This is a genomic window from Microbacterium sp. C448 (assembly GCF_000582705.2).
Classification (GTDB): Bacteria; Actinomycetota; Actinomycetes; order Actinomycetales; family Microbacteriaceae; genus Microbacterium; species Microbacterium lacus_A.
In genome coordinates, this window is sequence record NZ_HG779670.1 from 1 (window position 1) to 6,324 (window position 6,324).

Genomic DNA, 6,324 nt, shown 5'->3' on the forward strand with positions numbered 1-6,324 from the left:
GCTTGCCGGTGACCGGGTTCACCCCGCCGAACGCGAGCGTCGCACCCATCACGGCGAGCGCTTCGGCGTCGACGAGCACGGCGCATGCCCGCGCATAAACCGCCACAGCGTCGTCGGCACTGATCCGCAGGGTGCCCTCCGAACGCATCAGGTGCGCGAGCGCATGATTGCGGTCCCCCAGCAGGTGCTCGTTTCGCGCGACATCCTCGTCGACGGTGAGCTCGCGCCCGGCGAATGCCGACAGACCGCGCAGGATGCGTCCGTTCCGCCCCTCGACACCGTCACCGTCGACGACCGCCGCGGTCAGCAGGGCACCCGCGTTGACCATAGGGTTCGGCGGACGCCCCGTACCGCTCTCGAGCTTGATCGCATCGAAGGCCTCGCCCGTCGGTTCGATCCCGATGCGGTCGAGCACCTCGCCATCGGTGTCGAGCAGGGCGAGGGCGAACAGAAACGGCTTGACGGCGGACTGCACACTGAACGCGACATCGGCCTGCTCGGTCGTTCGGACGGATCCGTCCGGCAGCACGATCGCGATGCCCAGCAGCTCCGGGTCGGCCTCGGCGAGCTGAGGGATGCTGTCATCCACCGCACCACCACTCTCACGTATGACACGGTCGCGCAGGTCCTTGAGGTCGTAGGTGCGGGCGTCGCGACGTGAAGGCATAGCTCCCAGACTGTCACGCGTCGCTCCGGCCATGGCCGCTACCGCCTGCGTGTGTTCCCCGCTGCCTGTGTCAAGTCCCGCGACACGAATCACCGGTCCTTGCAGAATGGAACGCGTGAAACGCATCTCATTTGCCGACCGTACGATCCTCATCGACGACGAGACGTCCGACTGCCTGATCGAGTACGCCGCGCTCCTGGGCGCCGAGCAGTCGGCCGACACCGTGCGGATCAGTGGCGTCGGCCAAGACGGCGACGACATCGAAGCGGACTTCGTGCTCAATGCCGCCTCGAACCTCGTCGCCGAGTCGACGCATTCCGCCCTGCAACCGCCGGCGAACCCCGACGCGATCTCGTACATGCGCGAGAAGATCAATCTGCTTCGAGTCGGGCCCAGGGCACAGCCGGCCGAGCCCGAAGAGATCCCCCACGGCGTCCCCGGCATCGACGAGATCTAGCCCACCCCTTACGCTCGGGACGTGACACGCATCCAGCGGATACTGCGCCCGGCAACGCACGATGCGCCCGCGTTCCGTCTCGCGTACACGAGGTCGGGGCCACGAACGGATACTCCGCTCGTCGTCATTCCGGGGGGCCCGGGGCTGGCGTCGATCCAGCCGTATCGAGCCCTGCGGCGACGGGCGGCCCGCGGCGGCCTCGACGTCATCATGCGGCGATCAGCTACTTTCCGCTCGGTCTGAGCTGTGCGGTGATCGGGTTCACGACGTTGCCCATCATGTACATGACGGGGCGCGTGACCGCAGGGCTGACCGAGCACATCGGTTTGCGCATCGCCGCTTACGTCGTGTTCCTGATCGCGCTGGTCGGCCCGTTCCTCGTCCTCACCTGGACCTGGTCCCGGTTTCCGACCCTCTCGGGTCGTGTCACCGAGCTGTACGCACGCCTCACGCACGGCGACTATCGGTGGGCGTCGGCCGCGCTGCTCGGGGCCGGGGGGCTGGTCTTCATCGGTTTGGCCGTGTTCGCTGCCCGCTAGCGTGGCGGTCCCCGGGCGCACGCGTGCGATGCGCCAAGTCGCGGCGGAACCGTTGGGGGACTACCGTCGAAACCATGGTCGACCTGAACGAGAACGACACCGTCGAGGCAGAGCCTGCCCGTCCGGAGCCCACATTTGCCGACCTCGGTCTCGACGACGCGGTCATGAAGGCGTTGAAGGATGTCGGGTACGAGACGCCCTCCGCCATCCAGGCCGCCACGATCCCCCCGCTCCTCGCGGGCCGCGACGTCGTCGGCCTCGCTCAGACCGGAACCGGAAAGACCGCTGCGTTCGCCCTGCCGATCCTGTCTCGACTGGATCTCTCGCAGAAGACTCCGCAGGCCCTCGTGCTCGCCCCCACCCGCGAGCTCGCCCTGCAGGTGTGCGAGGCGTTCGAGAAGTACGCGTCGCACCTGCGCGGCGTGCACGTTCTCCCGGTCTACGGCGGACAGGGCTACGGCCAGCAGCTCTCCGCGCTCCGCCGCGGCGTGCACATCGTCGTCGGTACCCCCGGCCGCATCATGGACCACCTCGAGAAGCGCACCCTCGACCTGTCGGAGCTGAAGTACCTTGTGCTCGATGAGGCTGACGAGATGCTCAAGATGGGCTTCGCCGAGGATGTCGAGACGATCCTGGCTGACACCCCCAAGACCAAGCAGGTCGCCCTGTTCTCGGCGACGATGCCGGCGCAGATCCGTCGCATCTCGGCCCAGTACCTCAACGACCCCGAAGAGATCACGGTCAAGACCAAGACCACGACCTCGGCGAACATCACCCAGCGGTATCTGATCGTGTCGTACCCGCAGAAGGTCGATGCGCTCACCCGCATCCTCGAGGTCGAGAACTTCGAGGGCATGATCGTCTTCACCCGCACCAAGAACGAGACCGAGACGCTCGCCGAGAAGTTGCGGGCCCGCGGATACACCGCCGCCGCGATCAGCGGGGACGTCGCCCAGGCGCAGCGCGAGCGGACGGTCAACCAGCTCAAGAGCGGCAAGCTCGACATCCTGGTCGCAACGGATGTCGCGGCCCGAGGTCTCGACGTCGACCGCATCAGCCATGTGGTCAACTACGACCTGCCGATCGACACCGAGTCGTATGTCCACCGCGTCGGCCGCACGGGCCGCGCGGGACGCACGGGCGCGGCGATCAGCTTCGTCACCCCGCGCGAGCGCCGCATGCTGACCTCGATCGAGCGAGCCACGCGCCAGCCGCTGACCGAGATGAAGCTCCCGAGCGTCGACGACGTCAACGCCACGCGCCTGACACGGTTCGACGACGCGATCACGGCCGCCCTCGCGGATCCGGCACAGATCGGGCTGTTCCGCGACATCGTCGCGCACTACGTCGAGCACCACGACGTCCCCGAGGCGGACGTTGCGGCGGCCCTCGCCGTCGTGGCACAGGGCGACACGCCTCTGCTGCTCGACCCGGATGCCGCACCCGAGCCTCGTTTCGCGCGGGATTCGCAGGACCGTCCCGAGCGTGGTGGGCGTGACCGCAACGAACGTTCCGATCGTGGCCCCCGTAGCGGCGCTCGAACGGGCGGTGGTGCGCGAACGACCTACCGGATCGCCGTGGGGCGCCGGCACAAGGTCGAGCCGCGCCAGATCGTCGGTGCGCTCGCGAACGAGGGCGGACTTCGCCGAGAGGACTTCGGCGCCATCCAGATCCGCCCGGACTTCTCGCTCGTCGAGCTGCCGGCCGACCTCCCGCGAGACACCCTCAAGCGCCTCGAGAACACCCGTATCAGCGGCAAGCTCATCGAGCTGAAGCCGGACCGCTTCGCCGGATCCGCAAAGCGCGAGGACCGCCCGCCGCGTCAGTGATCGGTCCGTTTCGGGTCGGGGCCCGGCTTCAGTAGCGGGCCGAGAAACCGCCGTCCGTGTTGAGGAGCTGGCCCGAGACCCAGCGCCCCTCGTCCGACAGCAAAAAAGACACCACGGGCGCGATATCGCCGGGTACCCCGAGCCTTCCCATCGGCTGGTGCGGGACCAGGGCGTCGCGGACGCCCTGGTCCATCCATCCCGTATCGATCGGTCCGGGATTGACGACATTCGCGGAGATTCCGAGGGGACCGAGCTCGCGTGCCGCCGAGATGACGATGCGATCGAGCGCCGCCTTCGAGGCGCCGTAGGGCAGGTTGCCGGTGGTGTGATCGCTGGTGAAGGCCACGATCACGCCGCCACCCTCGGGTACCTGTCGCGCGAACGCGGCGATCAACAGCAGTGCAGCACGGGCATTGACGGCGACGTGGCGGTCGAAGCTCTCGGCGGTCGTGTCGAGGATGCCGGATTCGACATCGTGCGCGTGGCTGAGGACGAGCGCGGTGATGGGTCCGTGCTCGGCGGCGACGCGGGCGATGAGGTCGTCGGGTCCCGTCGCCGTCGAGAGATCGCAGGGGTGGTCTCCCGCGTCCAGGTCGCTCGTCACGACGTGCCAGCCGTCGGCGACCAGTCGGGGCACGACGCCTGCGGCGATGCTGTTCGCGCGCGCGGCGCCGGTAACGAGAGCGAGAGGCATCATCCGAGGGTACTGAACGGCTCGAGGGTGGGGCAGCGAGAGCGCGGCAGCAAACACGAAAGCCCGCGGGATCCGCGGGCTTTCGGTATTTCACTGTCTCAACACAGTGTGCGCTCGAAGGGACTCGAACCCCCAACCTTCTGATCCGTAGTCAGATGCTCTATCCATTGAGCTACGAGCGCGATCCTGATCCCGCGGCATCCGAAGACCCGCGCAGACCAGCGTCCAGGATACCCCACGCGCGAGGCGCCCGCGAATCGTGCCCCGTCTACGCGGTGTCTACGCGGTGTCCGCGCCCCGTCAGTCGTCGTCGACACCGTCGGCACGCTCCGCCTCGGTCGCGCGACGCTGCCGCTGCACCGACGAGAGCTTGCTGAGGTCCACGAGTCGGAGCGCCTGCATACGCGCCTCGCGCATGGTCGCGTAGTCGGGCTCGAGGTCGGGTCGCGCGGCCTCGACCCGCAGGCTGCGGTCGATGTTCTCAGCCAACTCGCCCCAGGCCGCATCACGCGCAGCCTCGACCAGCCGGCGCAACTCCTGATCGTCCTCGGCTCGTGCACGCAACTCTTTTGCGACGCGCTGCGACTGACGTCGGCGTCGGCGGAGGTTGCGCACATCGCGGCTGCCGTAGTCGTGCGTGCTGTCCGGATCGCTGAATCGACGCCACGCGTCCTTGCGTTCTTTCCTGATGCGCTCGGCGGCGGCATCCGCTTCGTCGGCGAGCGCGAGAAGTGCGGCACGGGCATCGGGAATGAACTTGTCGACGTCGTACCCGGCGCCGCCGCCGATCGTGTCCATCAGGATGCGGTTCTTCAGCGACAACCTGATCGCGGCGGAGGCGATATACAGGCCCTCCGAGACGATCTCGGCGAGTTTCGGGCGCGCAGGCGGGGCCGCGACGACTACCGAGTCGTCGGACTTTTTCGCCGGTGAGGCTTTCGGGCCCACGTCCCCTCCCGGTTCGAGGTTAGCCGGATCGCCCGACACATGACGATGGCGCCGAGGACGAATCCCCGGCGCCATCGGTCGAAACGATCAGACCTTGCGGAATCGTTCCACGATGTAGCAATCGAACGGGTCGCGAGCCGACAGACCGACCCGGTTCAGGTAGGCGATGACGATGCCGTACGAGCGCAGCAGCGTTGTCTCGGTGTAGGGCACGTCCAGCGTCTTGCAGTGGTCGCGCACGATCTCACGCGTCTTGGCGAGGTGCGGGCGAGCCATGCTCGGGAACAGGTGGTGCTCGACCTGGTAGTTCAGACCGCCCATGAGCCAGGTGGCCCACCAGCCGCCCGACACGTTGCGCGACGTGCGGACCTGCTTGGTGAAGAAGTCGAGCTTGGCGTCCTTGTCGATGATCGGCATGCCCTTGTGGTTCGGCGCGAACGCCGCACCCATGTAGATGCCGAAGACCGCAAGCTGAACACCGAGGAACGCGAAGGCCATGCCGAGCGGCAGGAACCAGAACACGATCGTGAAGAGGACGGTGAAGCGAATCGCCAGAAGAGTGAGCTCGTACCAGCGGCCCTTGACGCCCGGCGTCGTGACCAGGTGCCTGATGCTCAGGTAGTGGAGGTTGATTCCCTCGAACGCGAGGAGGGGGAAGAACAGGTAGCCCTGGCGACGCGTGATGAAGCCGAGAAGACCGGATGCCTTGGCCGCATCCTCTTCGACGAACGAGATCGTGTCGATCTCGATGTCGGGGTCGCGGCTGATCCGGTTCGGGTTGGCGTGGTGGCGCGTGTGCTTCGAACCCCACCAGGAGTAGCTCATGCCGACGATCCCGTTGCCGAGGATCTTGGCGAGGCGGTCGTTCGCCTTGCCGGAGGTGAAGATCGCCTTGTGGGCGGCCTCGTGAGAGAGGAAGGCGATCTGCGTCAGGATGATGCCGAGCGCCGCTGCGACGATCAGTTGGAACCAGCTGTCACCGAGGAGCACGAAGGCGACGCCGCACGCGGCGAGAGCGACGAGCAGCGCCGACCCGACGAGCAGGTAGAACTTGGGCGCCCGAGCCAGCAACCCGGTCTCGCGAACCACCTGTGACACCTCGGTGTACGCACGGGTGAGGTTCGGATACGTGTCTGACTTCGCGTACGTCTGACGTACGGGCCCAAGCTGGGCTGCGGGGGGAGCAATAG

General features: G+C 67.3%; 8 protein-coding genes and 1 tRNA gene. 4 read left to right on the top strand and 5 right to left on the bottom strand.

Translation table 11 applies throughout. The annotated features are described in order from the left end of the window. Positions 1–667, bottom strand: a 667-nt coding sequence (locus MIC448_RS07800; RefSeq protein ID WP_036298064.1) for a glutaminase, incomplete at its 3' end; no start/stop codon positions are given. Between the two features lie 115 nt (positions 668–782). Here MIC448_RS07800 and MIC448_RS07805 point away from each other — a divergent pair. The 4 genes from MIC448_RS07805 to MIC448_RS07820 all read left to right on the top strand — a co-directional run bounded on the left by MIC448_RS07805 (position 783) and on the right by MIC448_RS07820 (position 3,492). Beyond that, the gene (locus MIC448_RS07805) at positions 783–1,124 is read left to right on the top strand and encodes a hypothetical protein (RefSeq protein WP_144238011.1); all 342 of its coding nucleotides are present in this window, start codon (positions 783–785) and stop codon (positions 1,122–1,124) included. A 21-nt stretch (positions 1,125–1,145) separates the two neighbouring features. Further along, positions 1,146–1,367, top strand: a complete 222-nt coding sequence (locus MIC448_RS07810) for a hypothetical protein (RefSeq protein ID WP_144238012.1) — start codon at positions 1,146–1,148, stop codon at positions 1,365–1,367. An 8-nt stretch (positions 1,368–1,375) separates the two neighbouring features. After that, complete coding sequence (locus tag MIC448_RS07815; protein WP_036298068.1) at positions 1,376–1,663, top strand: hypothetical protein; 288 nt, start codon at positions 1,376–1,378, stop codon at positions 1,661–1,663. Between the two features lie 74 nt (positions 1,664–1,737). Beyond that, on the top strand, positions 1,738–3,492 hold the full coding sequence (locus tag MIC448_RS07820) for a DEAD/DEAH box helicase (RefSeq protein ID WP_051513358.1): 1,755 nt from the start codon (positions 1,738–1,740) through the stop codon (positions 3,490–3,492). A gap of 28 nt (positions 3,493–3,520) precedes the next feature. Here the strand turns inward: MIC448_RS07820 and MIC448_RS07825 are convergent, their stop codons facing one another. From MIC448_RS07825 to MIC448_RS07840, 4 genes are all read right to left on the bottom strand, one after another. Then, on the bottom strand, positions 3,521–4,186 hold the full coding sequence (locus MIC448_RS07825; protein ID WP_036298071.1) for an SDR family NAD(P)-dependent oxidoreductase: 666 nt from the start codon (positions 4,184–4,186) through the stop codon (positions 3,521–3,523). A 109-nt stretch (positions 4,187–4,295) separates the two neighbouring features. Continuing rightward, positions 4,296–4,368: transfer RNA gene (locus MIC448_RS07830), tRNA-Arg, on the bottom strand. A 118-nt stretch (positions 4,369–4,486) separates the two neighbouring features. Further along, a complete protein-coding gene (locus MIC448_RS07835; RefSeq protein ID WP_243419927.1) occupies positions 4,487–5,134 on the bottom strand; it encodes an asparagine synthase in 648 nt (215 codons plus the stop codon). An 87-nt stretch (positions 5,135–5,221) separates the two neighbouring features. Further along, positions 5,222–6,322, bottom strand: a complete 1,101-nt coding sequence (locus MIC448_RS07840; protein WP_051513360.1) for an acyl-CoA desaturase — start codon at positions 6,320–6,322, stop codon at positions 5,222–5,224. Between the last annotated feature and the right edge of the window lie 2 nt (positions 6,323–6,324).